This is a genomic window from Sphingomonas sp. SAFR-052, from assembly GCF_051965015.1.
Lineage (GTDB): Bacteria > Pseudomonadota > Alphaproteobacteria > Sphingomonadales > Sphingomonadaceae > Sphingomonas.
This window is the reverse complement of record NZ_JBQCMO010000001.1, coordinates 610016-632166: the sequence shown is the minus strand read 5'-3', so window position 1 is coordinate 632166 and position 22151 is coordinate 610016. Positions and strand designations below refer to the sequence as shown.

The 22151-nt window shown below is 65.4% G+C and carries 26 protein-coding genes and 1 pseudogene; 12 read left to right on the top strand and 15 right to left on the bottom strand.

Features of this window, described 5'->3' with window-relative positions; translation table 11 throughout:
* Positions 1–116: 116 nt before the first annotated feature.
* Positions 117–683, bottom strand: coding sequence for a hypothetical protein (locus ACTHQV_RS02960; protein ID WP_440488282.1), 567 nt, complete (start codon positions 681–683; stop codon positions 117–119).
* Between the two features lie 105 nt (positions 684–788).
* Here ACTHQV_RS02960 and ACTHQV_RS02955 point away from each other — a divergent pair, with 105 nt between their 5' ends.
* On the top strand, positions 789–1052 hold the full coding sequence (locus tag ACTHQV_RS02955; RefSeq protein WP_440488281.1) for a DUF6980 family protein: 264 nt from the start codon (positions 789–791) through the stop codon (positions 1050–1052).
* A gap of 684 nt (positions 1053–1736) precedes the next feature.
* Here the strand turns inward: ACTHQV_RS02955 and ACTHQV_RS02950 are convergent.
* A pseudogene (locus ACTHQV_RS02950) lies at positions 1737–2747 on the bottom strand (YifB family Mg chelatase-like AAA ATPase); the annotation flags it as partial.
* 114 nt (positions 2748–2861) lie between these two features.
* Here ACTHQV_RS02950 and ACTHQV_RS02945 point away from each other — a divergent pair.
* From ACTHQV_RS02945 to yihA, 6 genes are all read left to right on the top strand, one after another.
* Positions 2862–3143: a hypothetical protein gene (locus ACTHQV_RS02945; protein ID WP_440488280.1), complete on the top strand. Its 282-nt coding sequence runs from the start codon at positions 2862–2864 to the stop codon at positions 3141–3143.
* A gap of 73 nt (positions 3144–3216) precedes the next feature.
* Entirely contained in the window at positions 3217–3351 is a 135-nt protein-coding gene (gene rpmH, locus ACTHQV_RS02940; RefSeq protein ID WP_055760664.1) for a 50S ribosomal protein L34, read from the top strand.
* Between the two features lie 56 nt (positions 3352–3407).
* Positions 3408–3689, top strand: a complete 282-nt coding sequence (gene rnpA / locus ACTHQV_RS02935) for a ribonuclease P protein component (protein WP_440488279.1) — start codon at positions 3408–3410, stop codon at positions 3687–3689.
* A 29-nt stretch (positions 3690–3718) separates the two neighbouring features.
* Entirely contained in the window at positions 3719–3931 is a 213-nt protein-coding gene (gene yidD, locus ACTHQV_RS02930; protein ID WP_440488309.1) for a membrane protein insertion efficiency factor YidD, read from the top strand.
* Positions 3932–3947: 16 nt separating this feature from the next.
* Positions 3948–5645: a membrane protein insertase YidC gene (gene yidC, locus ACTHQV_RS02925; RefSeq protein ID WP_440488278.1), complete on the top strand. Its 1698-nt coding sequence runs from the start codon at positions 3948–3950 to the stop codon at positions 5643–5645.
* Complete coding sequence (yihA, locus tag ACTHQV_RS02920; protein WP_440488277.1) at positions 5642–6310, top strand: ribosome biogenesis GTP-binding protein YihA/YsxC; 669 nt, start codon at positions 5642–5644, stop codon at positions 6308–6310. The genes yidC and yihA overlap by 4 nt, the downstream gene beginning before the upstream one ends.
* Before the next feature lie 119 nt (positions 6311–6429).
* On the opposite strand, the gene ACTHQV_RS02915 is transcribed toward yihA, so the two are convergent.
* Positions 6430–7047 (bottom strand): exopolysaccharide biosynthesis protein, encoded by a 618-nt coding sequence (locus ACTHQV_RS02915; RefSeq protein WP_440488276.1) that lies wholly within the window; start codon positions 7045–7047, stop codon positions 6430–6432.
* 76 nt (positions 7048–7123) lie between these two features.
* Here ACTHQV_RS02915 and ACTHQV_RS02910 point away from each other — a divergent pair, with 76 nt between their 5' ends.
* A complete protein-coding gene (locus tag ACTHQV_RS02910; protein WP_440488275.1) occupies positions 7124–7792 on the top strand; it encodes a glutathione S-transferase family protein in 669 nt (222 codons plus the stop codon).
* A 25-nt stretch (positions 7793–7817) separates the two neighbouring features.
* Here the strand turns inward: ACTHQV_RS02910 and ACTHQV_RS02905 are convergent, their stop codons facing one another.
* On the bottom strand, positions 7818–8576 hold the full coding sequence (locus ACTHQV_RS02905) for an alpha/beta fold hydrolase (RefSeq protein WP_440488274.1): 759 nt from the start codon (positions 8574–8576) through the stop codon (positions 7818–7820).
* The gene (locus ACTHQV_RS02900; RefSeq protein WP_440488273.1) at positions 8563–9000 is read right to left on the bottom strand and encodes a GFA family protein; all 438 of its coding nucleotides are present in this window, start codon (positions 8998–9000) and stop codon (positions 8563–8565) included. Before ACTHQV_RS02900 ends, ACTHQV_RS02905 begins: the two co-directional genes overlap by 14 nt.
* Before the next feature lie 119 nt (positions 9001–9119).
* Between ACTHQV_RS02900 and ACTHQV_RS02895 the strand changes: the two genes are divergently transcribed.
* Positions 9120–9983, top strand: a complete 864-nt coding sequence (locus ACTHQV_RS02895) for a hypothetical protein (protein ID WP_440488272.1) — start codon at positions 9120–9122, stop codon at positions 9981–9983.
* An 80-nt stretch (positions 9984–10063) separates the two neighbouring features.
* Complete coding sequence (locus ACTHQV_RS02890; protein ID WP_440488308.1) at positions 10064–10690, top strand: YitT family protein; 627 nt, start codon at positions 10064–10066, stop codon at positions 10688–10690.
* A gap of 3 nt (positions 10691–10693) precedes the next feature.
* Here ACTHQV_RS02890 and ACTHQV_RS02885 read toward each other — a convergent pair whose 3' ends face one another.
* From ACTHQV_RS02885 to ACTHQV_RS02865, 5 genes are all read right to left on the bottom strand, one after another.
* Entirely contained in the window at positions 10694–11392 is a 699-nt protein-coding gene (locus tag ACTHQV_RS02885) for a methyl-accepting chemotaxis protein (RefSeq protein ID WP_440488271.1), read from the bottom strand.
* Between the two features lie 82 nt (positions 11393–11474).
* Positions 11475–12500 (bottom strand): aspartate-semialdehyde dehydrogenase, encoded by a 1026-nt coding sequence (locus ACTHQV_RS02880; protein WP_440488270.1) that lies wholly within the window; start codon positions 12498–12500, stop codon positions 11475–11477.
* A gap of 59 nt (positions 12501–12559) precedes the next feature.
* Positions 12560–13921 (bottom strand): DUF418 domain-containing protein, encoded by a 1362-nt coding sequence (locus tag ACTHQV_RS02875; RefSeq protein ID WP_440488269.1) that lies wholly within the window; start codon positions 13919–13921, stop codon positions 12560–12562.
* A 73-nt stretch (positions 13922–13994) separates the two neighbouring features.
* Positions 13995–16241: a S9 family peptidase gene (locus tag ACTHQV_RS02870; protein ID WP_440488268.1), complete on the bottom strand. Its 2247-nt coding sequence runs from the start codon at positions 16239–16241 to the stop codon at positions 13995–13997.
* 270 nt (positions 16242–16511) lie between these two features.
* Positions 16512–16994, bottom strand: a complete 483-nt coding sequence (locus tag ACTHQV_RS02865) for an SH3 domain-containing protein (RefSeq protein WP_440488267.1) — start codon at positions 16992–16994, stop codon at positions 16512–16514.
* 98 nt (positions 16995–17092) lie between these two features.
* Between ACTHQV_RS02865 and ACTHQV_RS02860 the strand changes: the two genes are divergently transcribed.
* Positions 17093–18094, top strand: coding sequence for a 2-hydroxyacid dehydrogenase (locus tag ACTHQV_RS02860; RefSeq protein WP_440488266.1), 1002 nt, complete (start codon positions 17093–17095; stop codon positions 18092–18094).
* A gap of 76 nt (positions 18095–18170) precedes the next feature.
* Here ACTHQV_RS02860 and ACTHQV_RS02855 read toward each other — a convergent pair whose 3' ends face one another.
* The 3 genes from ACTHQV_RS02855 to ACTHQV_RS02845 form a co-directional block, all read right to left on the bottom strand.
* Positions 18171–18362: a hypothetical protein gene (locus ACTHQV_RS02855; protein WP_440488265.1), complete on the bottom strand. Its 192-nt coding sequence runs from the start codon at positions 18360–18362 to the stop codon at positions 18171–18173.
* A 44-nt stretch (positions 18363–18406) separates the two neighbouring features.
* Positions 18407–18709 carry a hypothetical protein gene (locus tag ACTHQV_RS02850; RefSeq protein ID WP_440488264.1) on the bottom strand — a complete coding sequence of 101 codons (303 nt, stop codon included), beginning with the start codon at positions 18707–18709 and terminating at the stop codon, positions 18407–18409.
* Positions 18710–19187: 478 nt separating this feature from the next.
* On the bottom strand, positions 19188–19868 hold the full coding sequence (locus tag ACTHQV_RS02845; RefSeq protein WP_440488263.1) for a glutamine amidotransferase-related protein: 681 nt from the start codon (positions 19866–19868) through the stop codon (positions 19188–19190).
* A gap of 127 nt (positions 19869–19995) precedes the next feature.
* On the opposite strand from ACTHQV_RS02845, the gene ACTHQV_RS02840 reads away from it, so the two are divergent.
* Complete coding sequence (locus tag ACTHQV_RS02840) at positions 19996–20190, top strand: hypothetical protein (protein ID WP_440488262.1); 195 nt, start codon at positions 19996–19998, stop codon at positions 20188–20190.
* A gap of 31 nt (positions 20191–20221) precedes the next feature.
* Here ACTHQV_RS02840 and ACTHQV_RS02835 read toward each other — a convergent pair whose 3' ends face one another.
* Both ACTHQV_RS02835 and ACTHQV_RS02830 read right to left on the bottom strand, forming a co-directional pair.
* Positions 20222–20683, bottom strand: coding sequence for a hypothetical protein (locus ACTHQV_RS02835; RefSeq protein WP_440488261.1), 462 nt, complete (start codon positions 20681–20683; stop codon positions 20222–20224).
* A complete protein-coding gene (locus tag ACTHQV_RS02830; protein WP_440488260.1) occupies positions 20680–22083 on the bottom strand; it encodes an NAD(P)H-dependent flavin oxidoreductase in 1404 nt (467 codons plus the stop codon). The genes ACTHQV_RS02835 and ACTHQV_RS02830 overlap by 4 nt, the downstream gene beginning before the upstream one ends.
* Positions 22084–22151 lie beyond the last annotated feature (68 nt).

Below are 22151 nucleotides of genomic sequence, written 5' to 3'. Positions count from 1 at the left end.
AGGACCGAAGACGCTTGGGAGCAGTTGGTCCGCAGGCTGCGAAACTAGCCCGCCTTCGCCGGCTGTTCAGCACGCTGAACGCGATTGATAATCGTTCGTCGACAATGCAAACAGTTTCACGCAGCGTTGCCGGCTTGATCGATGGCACCCCAAAGATAATAGGATGGAATGCCGCCGACGAGGCCAGACCGATATAGACCAACACCCCCAACATCAGGCGTAGCGACTTCCTGTGCCGCGCAGGCTTGCTCTATTATGGTCCGCATCGTGATACTGCCGTTCGAACCTCTTACGCGAACCGGCCTCCTTGCCGCGCCTTTTTTACCGAACGGGATCAATGCTACTTCAGACGAGGCCACTTCGTGATCCACATCTAATGCAATCAGAGCATCGAGACTGTCCGTCCAGCATACATCGCGGTGCCGAAACAAGCGCATAGGCAGGTCCGGCCGGAACCGCTCCTGTTCCTGGATCGAGTACGGGCACGGGGTTGCGGACACGACGGTCTTGCTCAGATGCTTTGAGGGCATACGGTAAAAGGTCGAAGTTCGAGCGCGAGCCATCGTCCAGCCCACCCCCTCGATCTGTGCGTCGTAAAACGTCTCAATTGCATCGGCCTGTATGACCCGGATTGGAGTGTCGCTCCAATCCACACACAAAATATCGCCGGGACCAAAAAGCATTGCACCTTCCTAGCAGCCATTCGACCACCAGGCATATAAGGCTATGCGATGGACGCCACCCCAACCGACCCTAAGTGTACCAACGCTTCCGCATCGCGGGGCCATATGGACGAGCACCGCCAGAACGACTGGGGCTCAGTTCAATATGACAGTCGTTTTGACGAATACTGGGTCGCGGCTGGGTCGGCGCAGCAGTGCCTGTTCTACTGCCCTTGGTGCGGTCAGAAGCTGCCACCTTCCAAACGTGACGAATGGTTCGATGCAATCGAGCGACTTGGTCTGGATCCTTGGGCGGACGAAGTACCTGAAGATTTTCAGTCGGACGCGTGGTGGCGTTTCCCGTCTCAATGCAACCCGATAGCTCGTTAGTTATGGCAGGCGGCGTGTCAGTTAGATAGAACGGGTAATTGCAAATGTGCGGTCGACGCGTGACGGCTGCGTGTAGTGATGGCATAGGGCCTATGTGAACGACCTTTTTCGAACCGTGCCTGTTCGTGCCAAAATTCTCGGCTGGACGATCCTGATGGGGCCGCTCCTTCTACTATTCATCTTAGGCACACTGTTCCTCCGTCGTGACCCAATCGATCCGCGCACAGTATGGGGATGCTACCGTTTTCGAAATGCTCCGTCTCTTTCTGTACTGCCTGATCGTATCAACATTTTAGACGGAACTGGTCGTTCGTTCAGTTACCGCGCAGAGCCTGACAAGAATGGCTATCGGCTTTCCGTAAGCCCGGCGTTGCGGTTGGAGCAAGCAGCTAACGGTCGATACACGTTCAATGAGGCTCGCGGTATCGGCTACTATTGGCCATTGCTAACGGCGACTTCCGACAAACCGCGATTAATGCGAACCTCTGACAACTTCGGTGGCAGGATCGGTGTCGCTTCAGATGGGGCGCCCGCCATCTACGTCCGTTCTAGCAGTCAGGGACGCTGTAGCTAAGCGACAGGGGTCGATCGGTTCAGGCTACTCCGTATTTCTGCCCCATAGCAGCCAAGCCCACGCAAATCTGCGCCTTCTTTCCCAGATTTTCAGTTTACGTGCATTGCAGGCTTGACCCGCGCCGGAAACGTCACATGCGCGTTCGCCCGCGCCACGCTGACCTGCCCGGTCTCCAGCGGCTGGCGCAGCGAATCGAGCACGGCACGCTGGAATTCGGGCAGTTCGTCGAGGAACAGCACCCCCAGATGCGCCATGCTGATCTCGCCGGGCTTTACCCGGAGGCCCCCGCCGGTCAGCGCCGCCATCGATGCCGAATGATGCGGCGACCGGAACGGCCGCACCCGCGTCATCCGCCCGCCGGTCAGCGTCCCCGCGACCGACGCAACCATCGACACCTCCAGCGCCTCGGCCGCATCCAGCGGTGGCAGGATGCCCGGCAGACACGACGCGAGCAGCGACTTGCCCGCCCCCGGCGGCCCGACCATCAGCAAATTGTGGCCACCCGCCGCCGCGATCTCCAAAGCGCGCTTGGCGGTCTCCTGTCCCTTCACCTGGGCAAGGTCGTTGCCATGCCATCCGTCCTCGGCCCCGCCGGGCCGCGGATTACCGAGCAGTTGCTCGCCCTTCAAATGGTTGAGCAGCGACAGCAGATCGGGTGCTGCGACGACCGGCGTGCCGGCCCATGCCGCTTCCGCCCCCTGTTCGGCCGGGCAGATCAGCGACCGCCCCTCCCCGCTCGCCAGCATCGCCGCCAGCAGCACGCCGGGCGATCCCGCGATCCGCCCGTCGAGGCTCAGTTCACCGACAACGACATAGTCGGAGAGCGTTTCGGCATCGACCACCCCCATCGCCGCCAACAAGCCGAGCGCGATCGGCAGGTCGTAATGCGACCCTTCCTTGGGCAGGTCGGCGGGCGACAGATTTACCGTGATCCGCTTGGGCGGCAGCGCGAGGCCGATTGCGGCGATCGCGGCGCGCACCCGTTCGCGGCTCTCGCCCACCGCCTTGTCGGCCAGCCCGACCACGACGAAGGCGGGCAGCCCCGGTGCCAACTGCACCTGCACCTCCACCCGCCGCGCCTCCAGCCCGAGATACGCCGCCGTCGATACGATCGCGACCATGAATGCCCCTGTTCCCCTTGACCGGTCGTGTCCCGCATCGGGTCGGCGCGGTCAAGCGACGGTGCGCCGCGACCGTCTTGAACCGGCAACACACGGGTGGCATGGCGGCATATCATGCAGATCCTTCTTCTGGCGCTCGGTGCTTTGCTGATCCTCGCCACGCCGGTGGTCGCGGTGCTGCCCGGACCGGTCGGGATCTTTACCTTCGCCGCGGGATTGGCGCTGATCCTGCGCAATTCGCGCCGGGCGCGGCGTCGCTTCGCCCGGACCATGCGCCGCTTCCCGCGGATGCGCGCGCTGTCGGACCGGGCGCTACGCCGACCCAGCGCCAGGCGGCGGCGGCTGCGCGCCGATCTCCTCGCCTCCTCCGTTGACTTGGGACCGGTGCATCGCTAAGGGGCTGACCACGCGGCCGCCGTCACTGGCGGCTTTTTACGTTCTAGCAGTTTGAATACCCGGGGAATGAGTGATGAAGCGGACTTTTCAGCCGAGCAACCTGGTACGGGCCCGTCGTCACGGCTTCCGCTCGCGCATGGCGACGCCGGGCGGCCGCAACGTGATCCGCGCCCGTCGTGCGCGCGGCCGCAAGAAGCTGTCGGCCTAACCAAAATGCTTCGCCGCCGGGATTATCTGGCGGCGAATGCGGGACGCCGGGCCCCCATGCCCGGCTTCGTCCTGCTGGTGCGACAGCGCCGTGCGGACGAACTGGCCGAATCGCCCGATGCGATGCGAATCGGCATTACCGTATCGAAGAAGGTCGGCAACGCCGTCGTCCGCAACCGGATGAAGCGGCGTTTTCGCGCGCTTGCCGCCGAAATGCTGCCTGATCTGGGCATCGTTGGTGCCGATCACGTGCTGATCGGGCGGGCGAGCGGGATCGAACGTCCCTTCGACGATCTCAAGGCCGATCTGACCAAGGCATTGCGCAAGGTCCGGCGGTGACCGGCGACGGCGAATCGCTCCGGCCGGGCATTGCCGCCCGCGCGCTGATGCTGGTCGCGCGCGCATGGCAATTGGGGCCGTCGCTGATCCTGCCGCCCTCCTGCCGCTATCAACCTTCCTGTTCGGCCTATGCAATCACCGCCATTGCCCGCTATGGCGCGGCAAAGGGGGGCTGGCTGGCCGCGAAACGCATCGCGCGCTGCCATCCCTGGGGCGGGCACGGCCACGACCCGGTGCCTTAGAGCCTGAGGATTTCGCGTGAAGAACGACCAGAAGAATTTCCTGCTGTTCGCGGTACTGGCCGCACTGGTGCTGTTCGGCTGGCCGTATATCGCCAACCACTTCTTCCCAGCTGCCAACCCGCCAGTGACGAAGCTGGAGGACGGCAAGAGCAAGCCTGTCGCCAACCCGGCGACCGATCCCGCCGCCGACACCGCCAACGCGATTCGCGACCGGGCGATCGTCCTGCGCGAAACCCCGCGCATCGCGATCGAAACGCCCAGCGTGCAGGGGTCGATCAACCTGCGCGGCGGCCGCATCGACGATCTCGTGCTGGTGAAGCACAAGGAAACGATCGCCGCCAACTCGCCGCCGGTGCGGCTGCTGTCGCCGTCGGGCACCGCCGACGCCTATTTCGCGCAGTTCGGCTGGAGTGGCACCGGCGTTTCCGCCCCGCCCGCCGACGCGCTGTGGACCGCGAGCGGCACCAAGCTGACCCCGCAGACGCCGATCACGCTGTCGACGACCGTCGGCACGCAGCGCTACCAGATGCAGATCTCGGTCGATGACGGGTACATGTTCACCGTCCGCCAGAGCGTCGCCAACGCCGGACCGCAGCCGATCCAGGTCGCGACCTATGGCCTGCTCAGCCGCCGCGGCGCGCCGGTCGACAAGGACACCATGACGATCCAGGTTGGCCCGGTCTACGAAGCCGGCAACGGCGTGAAGTTCGACGTCGACTACAAGGATATCGACGAAGCCCCCGAAAGCTTCAACGCCAAGGGCGGCTGGCTCGGCTTCACCGATCATTACTGGATGACCGCGCTGATCCCCGATCAGGGCGTGCAGCACACGCTGACGCTGAAGGGCGGCGACCAGCGGCATCAGGCCGACTATCGTTCGCCGACGCTGACCGCGCTCGCGCCGGGACAGGCGCTGACGCAGAGCGTGCGCTTCTTTGCGGGTGCCAAGGAGAACAAGCTGCTCAACGCCTATGAGGCGCAGGGCGTGCCCTATTTCTCGCGGTCGATCGACTGGGGCTGGTTCCGCATCGTCGAGGAACCGATCTTCGTCTATCTCGATTGGCTGTTCCGTCTGGTCGGCAATTTCGGCGTCGCAATCATCCTGCTCACCGTCACGATCCGCGGGCTGATGTTCCCGATCGCCCAGCGCCAGTTCGCGTCGATGGCGGCGATGCGCGCCATCCAGCCCAAGCTGAAGGCGTTGCAGGAGCGGTACAAGGACGACAAGCCGCAGCTGCAGCAAAGGATGATGCAGCTGTACAAGGAGGAGAAGGTCAATCCGGTCGCGGGCTGCTTGCCGACGCTGATCCAGATTCCGATCTTTTACGCGCTGTACAAGGTGCTGTTGCTGACCATCGAGATGCGGCACCAGCCGTTCGTCGGCTGGATCAAGGATCTATCGGCGCCCGATCCGGCGACGATCCTGAACCTGTTCGGCTATCTCGACTTCACGCTGCCGCACTTCCTCGCGATCGGCATCGTGCCGGTGCTGCTCGGCATCTCGATGTACTTCCAGTTCAAGCTGAACCCGGCGCCGATGGACGACATGCAGAAGCAGGTCTTCGGACTGATGCCGTGGGTGCTGATGTTCATCATGGCGCCGTTCGCGGTGGGCTTGCAGGTCTACTGGATCACGTCGAACCTGCTGACCATCGCCCAGCAGCAGTTGCTCTATTCGCGGCATCCGGCACTCAAGCAGGCCGCCGCGAAGTGAACGACCTGCCACCCCCGCCGCCGGGCGACGACCGCTTCGATCCCGAACAGATCGAAGCGGCGCGCAAGATCTTTGCGGGGCCGATCCAGTTCCTGAAGTCCGCGCCGTCGCTCGAACATCTGCCGTCGCCGGACGTGCCGGAAATCGCCTTCGCGGGGCGCTCGAACGTCGGCAAGTCGTCGCTGCTCAACGCGCTGACCGGCCGCACCTCGCTGGCGCGAACCTCGGTGACGCCGGGGCGGACGCAGGAGCTCAATTTCTTCGACATCGGCACGCCGCTGAAACTGCGGCTGGTCGACATGCCCGGCTACGGTTTCGCCAAGGCGCCCAAGGACATGGTCCGCAAATGGCGCTATCTGGTGAACGACTATCTGCGCGGGCGGCAGGTGCTGAAGCGGACGCTGGTGCTGATCGATTCGCGCCACGGCATCAAGGATGTCGACCGCGAGGTGTTCGAAATGCTCGACAAGGCGGCGACCAGCTACCGCATCGTCCTGACCAAGACCGACAAGATCAAGGCGACCGAACTCGACGACGTCTATGCCGCGGTCGGTGAGGAAGTCCGCAAGCGCCCGGCCGCGCACCCCGACGTCATCTCGACGTCGAGCGAGAAGGGCATGGGCATCGCAGAGCTGCGCGCGGCGGTGATCGAGTCGATCGGGTAAGGCTCGCCCCATTCCCAATCACGTCACCCCAGCGCAGGCTGGGGTCTCTATGTGGCGGATGCTACGCGCTCCAACGGGCAGACCCCAGCCTGCGCTGGGGTGACGCTCTCTGGGAAAACCTACCCCTGCCGCGACGCGAACAACCCCGCCCCCAGCGCCACCGCGCCGACCGACAGCGCACAGGCGACCATCATCAACACCCCATCACGCACCAGCAGCGCGATGCCGAACGCCATGATCGCCGCCATCGGCGCGGTACTGGCAAAGGGCAGTAGTTCGAGCGGCGGCACGGTCAGGCACAGCAGGATCACCGCGACCCCGGCGACCTTGACCATCGGTCCCTTGGTCAGCGCGGGCAGCCGGCCGTGAAACCATTTATCCATCCGCTTCGCGATTGGCCGCGTCTTGTCGGCGACCTTCACCAACTTCTCCCCCTTCAACCCGCGATTGGCGAGAAACCCCGGCAGCCACAAATGCTCGCGCCCGAACACCAACTGTACCGCCAGCAGGATCATCACAACCGCCATCGCGGTCGGCAGGCCGGGGATGCCGCCGACCGGCGAGATATCGATCATGGGAAAGATGATGAAGAACGGACCATAGGCGCGCTGGCCCAGCGCCTCCAGCATGTCGCCCAACTTCGCCTTGTCCCCGCCGGCCTGTTCGCCCAGTTCCCGCAATCGGTCGAGCACGTCGCCCACGCTGTGCGGATCCCCGCTTTGGTCGTTTTCAGCCATGGCGTTGGCAACGGATCGTTTCGCCCCCGGTTCCAATGGCTCGACACGCCGGAGGCGACGTGGCACGACCGCGCCCATGCTGAAACTCATTATCGGGAACAAGGCCTATTCCTCCTGGTCGCTGCGCGGCTGGCTGGCGGCCAAGCTGTCGGGCCTGCCGTTCGAGGAGGTCGTCGTGCCGCTGTACGATGCCGACTGGGACAAACGGCGCGAGGGCGACGAGTTCGCGCCGTCGTCGGGCAAGGTCCCGATCCTGTGGGACGGCGACGAGATCGTCGTGTGGGACAGCCTGGCGATCGTCGAATATCTGAACGAGAAGTCGGGCGGCGACAAATTCTGGCCGGTCGATCCCGCCGCGCGTGCGATGGCGCGGTCGATGGCGGCCGAAATGCATTCGGGCTTCGCGCCGCTGCGCCGCAAGCACAGCATGAACGTCCGGCAGGTCTATGACCCGACCCAGCCCGACGACGATGTGCTGGCCGACCTGTCGCGCATCTACGAACTATGGGCGCAGGCGCGGGCGCGCTTCGGCCATGGCGGGGACTTTCTGTTCGGCGAATTCGGCGCGGCCGACATCATGTTCGCACCGGTCGCGACGCGCATCGTCACCTATTCGCTGCCCTGCCCGCGCTTTGCGATGGGGTACATCATCACCCTCATCAACCATCCGTGGATGCAGGACTGGATCGCCGCCGCGCAGGAAGAGGAATGGGTGCTGGAGCAATATGAGCAGGTGGTGAAGTAACTCCACCCCGCCCGCGGGAAGGATTTCAGGCCAGGAACGCCGCGATCGCGTCGCCCAGTTCCTTCTTCACCACCGCACTCATATGGTTGCCCGGCGTCTCGACCAGCCGGGCATCGGGCAACAGATCGGCCAGCGCCCGGTGACTGCCATTATCGTCATCCTCCTCGCCCGCCAGCACCAGCACCGGCTGGGCGATGCCGGCGAGTTCCTCGCGCGACGTGTCGACGAAGGTGTCGAGGATGCCGAGCAACGCCACCGGATCGCCGCCGGTGGTCTTCAGAAACGCCTCCGCCATCCATTCGGGCGACCCGCGCTCGAAACTGCCGAGGTTCGTCAGGATGCGCCGGAAATGTGCCGCGCGCCGCCCGGTATCGAGCAACCCCTCCAGCCCCATGCCGCTCAGCACCAACTTGCCCGGCGTCGCCCCCATCGTCACCATCCGCACCGACGTCCGCGCGCCGAGCGAATAGCCGCCCAGATCATAATCAGTCAGGCCGAGATGGTCGATCAGCGCCATGCCATCCTTCGCCAGCGCATCGGGCGGATAGGCCGCCGCCGCATGCGGCCGCGCGCTCAACCCATGCGCCCGCAGATCGGGCATGATGACCCGTCGCCCGAGCGCCGCGACCTTCGCCGCATGGCCATATTTGATCCAGTTGGTCTGCGCGTCGCTGAAATAGCCGTGGATTAGCACCACCGGCCGTCCCTCGCCCAGTTCGGTCCATGCGATCTCGGCCCCGTCGAAGCTGGCGAAACGATGGGTCGTGGGTTCAGGATGGGCCAAGTGCGTTCTTCCAGCGTTCGACGGTCGGTGGGTGTTCGTCGGCGCGATATTCGGGCAGGCCCCGCGTGTCGAGCCATTGCGGGTGCCAACTCTCCACCCCGAAATGATGATGCGGCTGGAACCGCGCCGGTTCGTCGAAGCTGCCGATCGTCAGGTCGATATTGTCGCCATCGGGAAATTCGAAACTGAGCGGGGTCCCGCATTCGCGACAGAAGCCGCGCTTGGCGATCGGTGACGAGGCATACAGGTCGGGTCGCCGATCCCACGCCACGTCGCGCTTGGCGACGTTCTTGAACGCGATCGATACCCCGCCGGTCGCCCGCTGGCACATCCGGCAGTGGCACAGATACGCCTCGTCATCGCGGATCGTCACCGTATAGCGGATCCGCCCGCACTGACACCCGCCCGACACTACTTCGGCCATGTGACGCCCTCTCGTTCGCTGCCACAACCATGGCCGTACCGCCACGGTTCCGATCCGCATTGCGGTCGCGCCGCGAACCCGGCACCTTCGCCCCGACGATACCGACCGGAGGTCGCCCCATGTTGCTCGCGCTGCTGCTCCAGACCACTCCCGCCCCGCCGCCCGAACCGCCGGTCATGCCGCTCGGCCATCATGGCGACATGGCAGAGACCATCTGCCCGGTCGGCGGCGAGCGGTTCCAGGCTTGGCGATCGGGTACCTACAGCACCTATGGATCGCGCCCGGACGGAAAGCCGTACAGCTACATGCCCTTCCCCTTTCCCCTGCCGGAATGCCCATCGAACCGGCTGGTGATGTTCGACGCCTTCACTGCGGCCGAGGTCGCGCAGCTGGCGACGCTGATCGCGACGCCCGACTATCGCGAACTGGTCGCACGCGACGAACCCTATTACCGGGCGGCATGGCTGGCGAAGCGGATCGGTCGCCCCGAAAGCCAGTCACTCTGGCTGCTGCTGCGCGCGATCTGGGCGGTAACGCCGGACGCGATGGACAAGGGCGTTCCCGCGCTTGCCACCCGCTATCAGAACGAATTCGCCGCGCGCGTCGCCGCCCTGCCCGCCACCACCCCGCCAACCGACCGCCGCGCCCTTACTGCGCGCGCCGCCAATGCGCTGCGCCAGCTCGGGCGGTTCGACGAAGCCGAAGCGCTGCGCCGCACCGCCGCCGCCATTCCCCCGGCGGCGGACGAAGACCCCGACGAAACCACCGGCTGGCAACGCTTCCTGACCGACCTCGCCCCGGTGATCGCCGCCCGCGACGCGCGGGTCGAACCGATCTCGCTATTGGGTAAGATGCAGCAGCCCTTCGCCTGTATCGATGCCAAGACGCTCACCGCCGCCGATCGCACGATCTGCGAGAGCGAACCGGTGGCGAAGGAGGTCGCCGAACTGCGCCGATCGCGCGTGGAGGCGAAGCAGAATTAGCCGCTTCACCTCTCCCCCGAAGCAGGATAGGTACCCACGCAATAAAACAACAAACGGGGAGGATGCCGGCCTGACCGGAGATCGACGCCATCGCCCCTGCCCTGCCCCATGAAGGTGTACCGCACAGCCGGTCCGAGGACGTCTATGCCATCGTCGTCGGGTGCGTGATGATCGCGCTCGGGCTGGCGTTGCTCCGCGCCGCGGGGCTGGTGACCGGCGGCATTGCCGGGGTCGCGCTGCTGGTCTCCTATCTGATCCCGCTGCCGACCGGCGTGCTGTTCACGCTGATCAACATCCCCTTCTTCCTGTTCGCCAAGCGGGCGATGGGCACGCGGTTCATGCTGCGCACGATCGCGGTCAATGCCGGGATCGCGGTGTTTTCGACCATGGCGCGCTACGGCTTCCGCATCGTCGAGGTGCATCCCGCCTTCGCCGCGATCGCCGGCGGAACCGTGATCGGCATGGGCATCCTCGCGCTTGCCCGCCACGATGCCGGGGTCGGCGGGACCGGGGTGGTAACGCTCTGGCTGCAACGCACCCGCGAATGGAATGCCGGACGGACGCAGATCGCGATCGACCTCGGCATCCTCGCCGCCTCATTCGCGGTGGTGGCCCCGGTACAGGTCGCGTGGTCGGCGCTCAGCGCCGCGGCGATCAGCGGCATCCTGATCGCGTGGCACCGCCCGGGGCGCTATACCGGCTATTGACGCTCAGGCCGCCAACGCCGCTCCGCCATGATCGCGCAGCATCGTCGCCGCGCGCTCGGTCGCGACGCGGATATCGTCGGCCAGCGACTTCACCTCGCGCGCGACGACCGCGAAGCCGGTGCCGGCTTCTCCCGCCCGCGCCGCCTCGATCGCGGCGTTCAGCGCGACCAGCCGGGTCTGCGCGGTGATATCGCCGATCGACGCGACGATGCCGGCCAGTTGCGTCATCGCCGATTGCAGCGCCTCCTTCTGCCCCTCCAGCGCGGTGCGGAAGCGGTTGCCCTCCTCCAGCCGCGCCTGCACCTCATGCTCCAGCACGATCTGCCGGGTCATGTCGGTGGCGATCTTGACGATCTTGGACGGGCGGCCCTGCGCATCGAGCACCGGGTTGTAGGTCGCCTGCAACCACACGTCGCGACCCTGCCGGTCGACGCGGCGGTACAGCCCGCCTTCGAACGCGCCCCCGGCCAGCTTGCGCCAGAACGCGGCATAGGCCGGCGAAATTCCCTCGGTCGCCGAACAGAAGATACGATGATGCCGTCCCTGTACCTCGGCCAAGGCATAGCCCATCGTAGCGAGGAACGCGTCGTTCGCCCACAGGACCGTCCCGTCGAGCGCGAACTCGATCACCGCCTGCGAACGGCAGATCGCTTCCCACGCACCCCGGTGCACGGCATCGTCGCGGACAGTTCCCGGTTCCATGGGCAAACGTTAACCGAAACCGGTTAACGACCCTTTAGGATATGTTCGTCGCTTGTAACGAACTGTGTCCGGGAACGGACGCTCAGTCCTTTTTCAAGTGCCGACGACCCAGCAATTCCGCAATTTGCACCGCGTTCAGCGCCGCACCCTTGCGCAGATTGTCCGACACACACCACAGGGCTAACCCGTTCTCGACGGTCGAATCCTCGCGCACGCGGCTGACATAGGTCGCGAAGTCGCCGACGCATTCGATCGGGGTCGCGTATCCACCGTCCTCGCGCTTGTCGACCAGCATGATGCCGGGTGCCTCGCGCAGGATCTTCTGCGCGTCCTCGGCCGACAGCTCGTTTTCCATCTCAATGTTGATGGCTTCGCTATGGCCGACGAACACCGGCACGCGAACGCAGGTCGCGACGACCTTGATCTTGGGGTCGAGGATCTTCTTGGTCTCGACCACCATCTTCCATTCTTCCTTGGTCGACCCGTCGTCGAGGAAGCTGTCTATGTGCGGGATCACGTTGAACGCGATCTGCTTGGTGAACTTCTTGGGGTCCGCCGAGTCACCGACGAAGATGTTGCGGCTCTGTTCGAACAGCTCGTCCATGCCCGCCTTGCCCGCACCCGACACCGATTGATAGGTGGCGACGACGACCCGCGTGATCGTCGCGGCATCGTGCAGCGGCTTGAGGGCGACGACCATCTGCGCGGTCGAGCAATTGGGGTTGGCGATGATGTTGCGCGCCTTGTACCCGTCGATCGCCTCCGGGTTCACCTCGGGCACGATCAGCGGCACGTCGGGGTCCATGCGGTACAGCGACGAATTGTCGATGACGGTGCAGCCGGCGGCGGCGAATTTCGGCGCATAGACCTTGGTCGCTTCGCTGCCGATCGCGAACAGCGCCATGTCCCATCCGGTCGGATCGAAATGCTCGATATTCTGGATCTTGTACTGCTTGCCGGTCTCGCCGAAATCGGCCATCTCGCCCGCCGAGCGCGACGATGCCAGCACTGCCAGATCGTCGATCGGAAATTCGCGCTCCGCCAGGATGTTCAGCATCTCGCGACCGACATTGCCGGTCGCCCCGGTGACGACTACCCGATAACCCACTCGACTTCTCCGCGATCAAATCTTGCGCGCGGCATACCGGTTCTGCACCTTTTGTAAAGTCACGCGGGGACCAGCGTCGGCCCGGGCAGCACCTCCGGCACCTGATCGGGGCGACGCCGGAACGGCTGGCGCTGCCAATAGGCAAGGCTCCGCCATGCCCATTCGAGCGGCCCGATCGCGAACCAGCGCGCCCATAGATTGGCGGCGATGGCACTGACCACGATCACCCCGGTCGCGATCGCGAACTGTCCGGCATGCCCGTATTTCCCCCATAGGTTGAACCCATAGGGCGCGAACAGGATGTGCAGCCCGATGATCTGTTCGAGGAAATAGACCGAGAACGCCATCCGCCCGACCGCGCGGAATGGGTGAAGCAGCCGCGTGCCGCTCACCGTCTTCATCGCCAGATTGACCGCAGCGACATGGCCGATGCTGACCGCGATCCGCGCCGCCTCCTGCGTGAACCAGATCGTCTTGGCGGTCGGCAGCAGCGGCATCATCTCGACCACCCCGACCGCGCGCGCCGTCAGCCCGAAGCCATAAGCGGCGACCATCAGCCCCAGATAGAAGTGCGTCGTCCGCTCACCCTGGATAATCCGCCATTTCCACAGCGCCACGCCGATCAGCATCACGCAGAACGCCTCGACCACCGCCATGGCGATCAGCCCCTTGCCGACCATGAACTTCATCCAGCCGTCCCAGTAATAGCTGGCATAGGGCAGCCAGCCGCCGGCATGCGCCTTGCGCTCCTTGACCAGATCCTTGGCCATCTTCTCGTTCGGCTGGCGCTTGGCGATCTTCTGGTTCCATTCCTTGAGCGCCTTGGCATCGTCCTTCGCCACCGACCGGCCCGCCGCCTGTGCCGCCTGCGCGCGCTCGACCTTCGCCTGCATGGCGAGCCGCGGGACATATTCGCTGAGGCCCCCCGCCGCCGTGAACAGCGCGAACAGGCTACCCAGCGCCACCAGCGCCTTGGACCCCAGCAGACGGAACGGAAACAGGAACAGCGAGGCCAGCGCATAGACGGTCAAAATGTCGCCGACCCACAGCACGACGAACACATTGACCAGCCCGAAGAACAACAGCCACAGCGTCCGGCGATAGAACAGGTCGGCGACCGCCACCGGCCCGTCGGGCCGCATCGCCCGCGCGGTCAGCACCATGAACCCCGCCCCGAACAGCAGTTCGAGCACGCCGCGCTGCGTCCCCTCGAGGAAGATCATGACGAAGCCCCACGCCACTCGGTCGATCGGCGTCCATCCGATCCAGCGGAAATCGGCGAACAACAGCGTCGTCGCCGAGGCCTGCGTCGTCACGTTCATGTAATAGATGGCGAGGATGGCCAGCCCGCGCAGGACGTCCAGCACCTCGATCCGCGCGCGCCCCGTGACCGGTGCGATCCCGCCCGCAACTTCCCCCATCGCCCGACTCCCCCAAGTCCTTGATACATAGGCTGACTTGGGAAAAGTCGGACGTCAATACACCATTTGGGTTTTACTTTTGCACGACTTGGCGATCGAGGAAGTTCAGGATCGTCTTCCACAGATGTTCGCTGACACCTTGTCCGCCGACGCGGTGCGTCTGTCCCGGATACAGCATCAGTTCGAACGGCGTCGCGCTCTTCTGCATCGCCGCCATCATCGCCGTCGAATGTTCGAGCACGACATTGTCGTCGGCCATGCCGTGGATCAGCAACAGCGGGTCCCTGATCTTCGCCGCATCGGGCACCGCTGCCGACGCGGTATAGGCATCCCCGACCACGCGCGGATCGCCCATATAGCGTTCGGTATAATGGGTGTCGTACAGCTCCCACCGCGACACCGGCGCGCCGGACACGCCGGCGGCGAACACGCCCGGCGCCTTTTCCAGCATCTTCAGCGTCATGTATCCACCGTACGACCAGCCATAGGTCGCGATCTTGTCGGGCGCGACGAACGGCAGCGTCTTCAGATAGTTCGCCCCCGCGATCTGGTCGTCGACCTCGACCGTGCCCATCGCCTGATGGATCTGGTCCTCGAACGCCTTGCCGCGTTCGGGCGATCCGCGATTGTCGATCTCGAACCATATCCAGCCGCGATCGACCAGATATTGCCGCAGCGCCCCACCCCAGGCGCGCTTCACCACCTGGCTTCCCGGGCCACCGTAATGCGAGAAGAACACGGGGTAGCGCTTGCCCGGCTCCAGCTTCGGCGTGATCATGTTCCAATACAGCGTCGAACCGTCCGCCGCCTTGATCGTCCCGAACTCGGTCGGGCGGTGGCTGGCGACATAGGGCGCGTAGGGGTGGTCGCCGGTCAACGCGTTCTCGTTGATCCACGCGATCCGCTTGGCGGCGGTATCGGCCAGATAGGTCTGCGCCGGCTGGTCGGGGTTGGAGCGCGACACGATCAGCCGCGACGCCTTCCCATCCATCGACGCGCTGTACGACCAGCCCCGCTCGGTCAGCCGGGTGATGACGTCCGGCCGGTTGATGTCGACGCGGTACAGCTGCCGTTCGAGCACATCGTCCTTGTTGCCGAGGAAATAGATGCGGCCCTTGGCCTCATCGACGCCTGCCAGATCGGACACCATCCATTTGCCGCTGGTCAGCTGCGTCCATTTGCCGCCCTTCCAGCGATAGAGATGCGCATAGCCGTCGCGTTCCGACGACCAGATGAGGCTCCCGTCCTTCATCGCATGATAGGCGTTCGACAGGTTGACCCAGCTCTTCGGCCCGCTCTCCTCGCTGAACAGCACGGTTGCCGCCCCGGTCGCCGGATCGACGCGCAGCATGTCGAGCTTCGTCTGCGACCGGTTCTGCCGCTGGACCAGCAGCGCCTTGCCATCGGGCGTCCAGTCGACCCGCGCCAGATAGATATCGGGATCGGGGCCGAGATCGACCTTCACCTTGCCCGATCCATCGGGCTTCATGACGTACAGTTCGACCAGCACGTTGGGCGTCCCCGCCTTGGGATAGCGCTGCTGATAGATGCTGGTTCCCTCGGCACCGATCGCCGATCGGGTGACGATGCCGACCGGCGCCTCGTCGAAGCGTTCGACCGCGATCAGCCGGTCGTCGGGCGACCACCAGTAACCGGTGCGCCGGTCCATCTCCTCCTGCGCGACGAACTCCGCCTCACCGAAATGGACGGTATCCTTGCCCTCGGTCGTGACCGCGGTTTCCTGCCCCGTCTTCAGGTCGAGCGTCACCAGATTCTGGTCGCGCACGAAGCTGACATAGCGCCCCTCGGGGCTGACCACGGGGTTCAGCTCGCCGCTGTCGCTGTTGGTCAGCCGCCGGACATTGCCGTCGATCGACGCAAGGTAGAGGTCGCCGTCGAGCGGCACGAGGATCGACTTGCCATCGGGTGCCCAGTCATAGGCGAGGATACCGCGCTTGCCGGTCAGCGACCGGTCGCGCTCGCGCTGCATCTTTTCCGCCTCGGACAGCGCGGCGCCGGTGCCGACCTTCTTCGAATCGACCAGCATCCGCCATTCGCGGCTGGTCGTGTCCATCGCCCACAGGTCGAACCGCTCGCGCTCATCCGCGCGGTTGCGCAGCAGCGTCACATATTTGCCGTCGGGCGACAGCCGCAGGTTCTGCGGCGCGGCCCCGTTCAGGTCAGGGCTGGCAAAGACGCGTTCTAGCGTCAGATCCCCTGCCTTCACCGCCTCGCTCGCCGCCACCGGCGCTGCCGGTTCACTCGCCATGCCGGCCTGACCCAATGCCAGCAACGCCGCACCCATCAACCATTTGACCATATTGCCCCATATGTCCTGCGGTGAAACCGCGCCGATCGTAACAACGGTTATCGTCGGACTGGGGGCGGAGGTAAATGGCGGAGTTTGGGTGTGGGAATGGGCCATGCCTGTTCGTGCCCCCGCGAAGGCGGGGGCCCAGGAGCGACACGAGCAAACCTTTGTTCTCCCGGACTCTGGACCCCCGCCTTCGCGGGGGTACGGAAGGTTCCGTGTCGAGAGAAGGACTTCGCAGGGATCTCCCGCAAAGCGGCAACGACGAGCACCGGCGCCCTACATCGTCTCCCCTGGATCGACGCCCCACAGCCGCGACTGCTCGACATAGCCGCCACGCCCGCGCACGTCGAAGAAGCACCACGCGCCGTTGCACCGCGACAACCGCCCGACCACGCCCGGCGCCGCGCGCCATACCACCGCCGCACCCGATTGCGGCGATGCGCGCAACTCCACGACCTCGCGCCCGACGAACGCGGTGCGCCGGTCGCTCAGCAATCCGACCTGCAACCATCCGCGCGTGCCGTCGGGGTCCTCGACCCGGCGCCAGTCCTGATAGATATCGACGACCTTGATCGGCAGGTCGGCGCGGCGATACACCCATTGCGTCGGGTAGTTCTTGCCGGGGCCGCTGCGCATCCGCGCCTCGCCCGCGGCGATCGACGCATAATAAGGCGGCTTGCGGCGCTGCGCCTCCGCCGCTCCGGTCGCCAGCACCACCAGCATCGACGCGACCGCGATCGATTGCCTTGCGAAGCGCATGTTATCGTCCCCTTTTGTCCGAACCCCGCCTCTATCGGCAACGACACCGTGCCCGCAAGCCGTTGACGCAGGTTCGCCCAGCCGCCAATCCGGTACCCATGACCGTTTCAGCAGCCCCACCCCGCCATCCGCGAGTCCAGGTGACGCGGCGTCTGCCGGCAGCGACCGAGGGGCGGATGGCGACGCTGTTCGACACGGTGGTCAGCCCCGACGACCACGCCTTTACCCGCGACGAACTGGCCGCCGCCATGGCTGATTGCGACGTGCTGGTCCCCGCCGTGACCGACGTGATCGATGCCGCGCTGATCGATGCCGCACCCGATCGCCTGCGCCTGATCGCCAATTACGGCGCGGGCGTGAACCATATCGACCTGAAGGCTGCTCGCGCCCGCAGGATCATCGTCACCAACACGCCGGGCGTCCTGACCGAGGATACCGCCGACATGGTCATGGCGCTGATCCTCGCAGTGCCGCGCCGCTTGGCCGAGGGCGAAAAGCTGGTCCGATCGGGCGAGTGGAAGGGGTGGAGCCCCGGCGGGATGCTCGGCCACCGCATCGGCGGCAAGGCGCTCGGCATCATCGGCATGGGCCGCATCGGCCAGGCCGTCGCCCGCCGCGCCCGCGCCTTCGGCCTGTCGATCCATTACCACAACCGCCACCGCCTGCCCGAAGTGGTCGAGGCCGAGCTCGGCGCGACATGGCATGCCGATCTCGACCAGATGCTCGGACAGATCGACCTGCTGACCATCCACACCCCGCGCAACGCCGACAGCGAGAACCTGCTCGACGCCCGCCGCATCGCCCGCCTGCGCCGCCACGTCTATCTCATCAACGCCTCGCGCGGCGGCATCGTCGACGAGGAGGCGCTGGTCGACGCGCTGGAGGGCGGGCGGCTGGCCGGTGCCGGGCTGGACGTCTGGGCGCACGAACCGGCGATCGATCCCCGTCTGCTCGCGCTGCCCAATGTCGTGATGACCCCGCATATGGGGTCGGCGACGCTGGAAGGCCGCGTGGCGATGGGGGAAAAGGTGATTACCAACATCCGCGTCTGGGCGGACGGGCACCGCCCGCCGGATCAGGTGTTGGAAGGGTTGCGGTAGGCAGATCGTCGAAGGACCGCCGTCGCTCGCAGAGCAGACGGCGGAGCGTCCAACGCCCCGCCGCCTGCCGTTCGCGTTACTTGCGAGCTGCGTGGTCGGCGTGGTCGCCGCCCTTTTTCATGTCCTTGCAGCAGTCGCTCTTGCCGTCCTTGCAACAGTCGGCGTCCTGCTTGCAGCACGTCATGCCCTTGCAGCAACCGGCGGCTGCATAGGCGGTAGCCGGGACGCCGAGCACGAGGGCGGCGGCGATGATCGAGATCTTCTTCATATGATAGTTCCTTGGTTCGTCTGACGTTCCGATAGTGTCGAGCGTCAGACGATCCGTGGAGGCGGGGGCGCCGGCCCCCCGGACAATCCCGCAAGGCAGCTGGCCAGACCGGCGACGGGTATTATCGCGATGACGGGTACGGATGCGTCGGGAGCCGCTGCCGGACCCGGCAGCGCTACACACAAGGCGCAGTCGATCGAAGCCGCCTTGACCGGATGGTGCCGTTCCTTCGGCATGTCGGCGCAGGCAGGCTCCGCGACCGAATGCGCGAGCATCGCCGCCTGCGCTTCGCAGATGCCGCCGCCCATCGGCAAGGCGAGCGCAATCGCAAGCACGGCCAGCAGCATGCGCCGGACGGTCCCGATATACGAGGGCAAGCGGTGCGCCATGTCTCGCCGATAACCGCAGGGTGGTTGGCGGGCAATCCGCCTTGAAGGGCTCTGTCCGTTTGCGTCCAGATGCAGACGATGACGGGCGGTCGCTGGGCGGCTGTCGGATTTTTGGAACGCTCTTTCTGGCGCTGACGGTGTTCGTTTCTCTTGTTCTAATGACGTCGCTTGGCTTGATTTACTGAATATGGAAGCGTTGATGCGCATGTTCGCTTCCCTTTAAAGCCGGTTGACCCATAGTTTCCTACACGGCCAATGCCTGCCAACATCTCCGACGGTCCTTGCGCGACCCGCTCTTTGACACTGCCGCTCCGCACCATGAACCGACACTGCACAGGCGTGAACTTAGTGAACTTTGGCCAGAAAACCGGGCGTTTTCAGCATCGGGCCGCTCACCGCGAAACGTCGCTTGAACGAAGGCGGGCGCATCGCGCGGTCAGACCCGAAGCCCCGCCAACCACTCCGCGATCATCGCCTGCCCGGCCCGCACCGCCGCAGGCCCGAGCGTCCGATACTCCTCGGTCAGCTCGCCGCGATGGTTCGGGCAATCGAGATAATCAAGCCACGCCTCGAACCGCGCATCCTCGCCCATCTCGGCATGGAATTGCAGCGCCAGCAGGTTGCTCCCCCGCCGGAACCCCTGCCGGTAGCGCGCGGTGGTCGCCAGCAACTCGGCCCCCTCGGGTAGGTCGAACGTGTCGCCATGCCAGTGCAGCACCGGCACCCCCGCGACATGGCGCAGCGGTGAATCCGGATCGGCAAGGTCGATCGGCGCAAACCCGATCTCGCACCCGCCGCTGCCCTTGTAGACATTCGCGCCCAGCGCCGCCGCCATCATCTGTGCACCCAGACAGATGCCTAGCGTCGGCAGGTCCGCCGCCAGACGCCGCGACAGCGACGCGATCTCGCCGGGAATCCACGGGTTCTCGGCGACGTCATACACGCCCATCGGCCCGCCCATCACGATCAGCAGGTTGGGCGCAGTCAGGTCGGCGGTGGCGAAGGCCGGATCGGTCACGTCGATCCGGTCGATCACGTACCCCGCCGCCTCCACCGGCGCCCGGTATCCGGCACAGCCTTCATAGGGAACGTGGCGAACGATCAACGCGGACTTCATAGGGGCAGTCTATCGCGATGCAGGTTAATGGCACCTGTAATGTTTCTTTGTGTTGCAATGGGACGGGTTTGGAACCGTCGCGGCGCACAATCATTGGCGGGGCTGTGTGTACAACAGGAGTAACCCCATGAAAAAGATCGCGACTATCGTCCTCGCCCTCGCCGCCGGCAGCTCGCTGGCCGCCTGTTCGACGTTGCGCGGTGGCGCGATCGGCGCGGCGGGCGGTGCCGGCATCGCGGCGGCAACCGGTGGCAATGTCGAAAAGGGCGCGGCCGTGGGTGGCGTCGGTGGGGCAGTGGTCGGCACCGTCGCCGACGACTGATCGGATCGGCCGGGGCGGTACGCCGCCCCGGTCAGCAGCCCAGCAACCTTTCGCGTTGCAGATCCTTGGGCCGGCCGAACGCCCGCAGCATCGCGACCAGTTCGGCGCGATCCGGCGTCGGCACCGCCAGCCCCGCCATGTCGACCAACACCCGCGACCGCGGCCATACCGGCTGCCAGCCTTGCTCGCCGCACAGCGCGAAGCCGGCCATGAACTCGACCTCGACCGTACCGACCGGCAGCGACGCATAAAAGGCCGATCGGAACCGCGCATCGCGATCCCCGCCCTTGCGCACCAGCCCGGGCAGGTTCGCGATCAACGCCACGTCCCGCATCGCGAGCAACACGTCGATATCGTCGACCGCGACCGGCTCCGTTGTGTGCAGCGCCACGGCCGCACCAGCGATCACCCACCACGGTTCCTGCGCCCGCCGCAACAGGCGATCGACCACGGCCAACGCCGCGACATGATCGCTGGACAGCCCGGCCCTCAATCCCCGGTCAGGATACGATCGACCAGCTGCTTCACGCTCGGCACGAACCCGTTGGAATAGAAGGGGTCGCGCTTAAAGTTATAGGCGGCGTGCCCCGCGAACATCAGATTCTGGTCGGTGGGACCGCCATGAGCGATGTCCTGCAGCGTCTTCTGGATGCAGAAGCTGCGCGGATCGGCCAGCCGCCCGGTCGAGTTGGTCTCGCTATCGGCCCAGCTCGAAAAGCTGCACTGCGACAGGCAGCCCATGCAGTCCGCCTGGTCCTTGCGGATGATGCCCTTCTCTTCCGGCGTCACGAACACCAGCGTATTGTCCGGGGTCTTCAGCGCGTCGGTGAAGCCCTGCCCGAACCATTCGCGCGCACGCAGCAGATCGCCTTGCGTCACCCAGAAATTGCGGCCCTTCACGCCGACGTCGAGCTGGAAGACATGGTCGCCCGCCTCCTGCGTCGAGAAGGCGATCTGCCGCTCCGAGCGCGCCTCGAGGTTGCGTAGGAACGGGTTGCGCACCGCCGACGAATAGAAGCCGGTCGGGCTGAACCGGTGCAGCAGCACCTCGCCCTCCTCGATCTCCATCAGCTTCGCCTTCCACTCCTCGGGGATCGGGCTTTCCTGCGTCAGCAGCGGGCGGGTGCCGAACTGGAACGCGATCTTGCCGAGCTCGGGATTGTCGATCCAGTCGTTCCAGTCGCGCAGATACCAGACGCCACCGGCCATCACGATCGGCACGTCGTCGGAAATGCCGCCCTCGCGCATCGTCGCGCGCAGGTCGCGGACGCGCGGATAGGGGTCCTGCGGCTCCAGAGGATTCTCGGCATTCGACAGGCCGTTATGCCCGCCCGCCAGCCACGGGTCCTCATAGACCACCGCCGCCAGCCATTCGGCGGCCTTCGAATAGGCGCGCTTCCACAGCGCGCGGAACGCACGGCCCGACGACACGATCGGCAGATAGCTGACACCGTAGGAGGCGGTGATCTCGGACAGCTTGTACGGCATCCCCGCGCCGCAGGTCACGCCCGAGACTAGGCCCCGCGTCCGCTCGAGCACGCCATGCAGGATGCGCTGCGCCCCGCCCATTTCCCACAGGACGTTGATATTGATCGCGCCCTTGCCGCCCGCAATCTCCCATGCGCGCCGCACCTGCTGCACCGCGCCCTCGATCGCATATTCGATCAGTTCCTCATGGCGTTCGCGGCGGGTGAGCGCCTTGTACACCTGCGGAATGATCTTGCCCTCGGCATCATAGCTGTCGGCATTCACCGCCGAGACGGTGCCGATCCCGCCCGCCGCCGCCCATGCCCCGGCCGAGGCGTGGTTGGTCGCGGCAACGCCCTTGCCCCCTTCGATCAGCGGCCAGACTTCGCGGCCGTTATAGACGATGGGCGACAGACCTTTGAACAACGCAACCTCCAGCGGGAACCTCGTGCGGACGGACAGAGCCGACGATCGCATCGAAGCGTCATTAATCG